Source organism: Flavobacterium sp., assembly GCF_049318185.1.
In the GTDB taxonomy this organism is placed as follows: Bacteria; Bacteroidota; Bacteroidia; order Flavobacteriales; family Flavobacteriaceae; genus Flavobacterium.
On the sequence record NZ_JBMOGV010000236.1, the window covers coordinates 1 to 1,578 of the forward strand.

The 1,578-nt window shown below is 37.6% G+C and carries 1 protein-coding gene; it reads right to left on the reverse strand.

What is annotated here, in order from left to right; translation table 11 throughout:
- Positions 1-1,578: mechanosensitive ion channel domain-containing protein (locus ACOYLT_RS11940; protein WP_422854059.1), on the reverse strand; the 1,578-nt coding region annotated here is incomplete at both ends.

The window sequence follows — 1,578 nt, forward strand, 5'->3', positions numbered from 1 at the left end:
CTTCAACCGTATCTCCAACTCGCACGGGCCGTTCGAATGCAAGAATCAATCCACTTACCAGATTATTAACCACATTCTGTAATCCAAACCCAATCCCAACGCCCAATGCTCCAATGATGATGGTTAGTTTATCAAGGGGAATACCAGATGCAACAAATGCCAGCATAATCCCCAGAGAAAGGATGCCAATGCGTGCAAGTAACAGGATACTTCCTCCTTTAGCTGAGTGGGTATCATTTTGCGAACTGCTGTTTGCAGTATTGCCAAATATCAGTTGCAGCGATTTGGCGATTACATTCGAAATCCAAATTATACCAATAAAAATCAGGATACTAAAGAAACTAAAATGCATGCTACCCAGTACCCTTTCTTTTTTCAAAAAATCAGCAATTCCATCGAAGAAAATATCATATATATTTAAATTTCTGGATAGAATAATAAGCCAAATAATTCCTACAAATCCGGTGAAGAAGGTTTTGAGTTTCTTGTTAAGGGCCTCTATATCTGCTTTATAATCGGTAATCAGGCTATTCCGGTACTGTACCTCATATAGCCATATAGTTTCCATAATTAAATCAATGAGCGAATATAAAATCCGGGCTGTTAGTAAACCCGTAATGGCACTGGCAGCAAAATATTTGGCCAAAATGAAACTACCAATTACATTAAAAATTATGGATAAAATATTGAGTCCGATAAATATCAAAATCACTGCCTTAACCGGAAATCCGGCATGAATAGTAATCTGATGATATTTTCTCAGAAGCGATAGGCCCAGTGTTAGGGAAGCTCCTACTAACAGCAAATGTATCCATCTTTCGGCCTGGGTTGTTTGAATCAGTAAATTGAATCCACTGAATAAAATGAAGAATAAAATCATCACCCACCATTCGGTATTCAGTTGAATGGTTTTGTTTTTTGTAAACAAATAGGTATACAAAACAGTTACCAATAGCCATATACAAAGTGTAAAGGAGGCCGGTTCTTCTTGTGAAAAAAATGGAGAGAGTGCGCCTACAATTAAAAGCGTAGCAAGAATTGGGTAATGAGCAATCGTGGGTGCTTTTTCCTGTAATAAGGAGAGTGGGTTTTTCGCAAGTTTTTTAGCTACCGCCTGTGTTGAAAAAGCCAATAGTAGCGTAATTAATAAAATGATGATAATCGTATTTCGCTTATTCATCAAATAAAACGAAAGAATTCTGCTGGCGATTTTGGCAGATCGTTTCATTATGAGTACGAACCCATCGTTTTTATGTTTGGTTTCCGAATTCCAGAGTGGATTTTCTTCGGGTAAGGCAAGTTGTTTACTGAAGTTTTTAATTCGATAGTTGGTTTCATTGGTAAGTTCGCCGCAAGTAAGATAGGCGTTCGCTACTCGGGTTTGCAGGTTTTCAATTTTTTGCAGGATTGTTTTGTTAGAAGAATCTGCTTTCCCCCATTTCTCTGTAAAAATCAGCAGTTGCGTTTTGTAGGTATTACTGATTAAAGTGTCGTGCGGAAGATAGCTAAAAGTAGAATCCTGAATAATCAGATTCAATTTTGCGTTGATCTGCATCATTTCGGTGGTGTACCCAATCA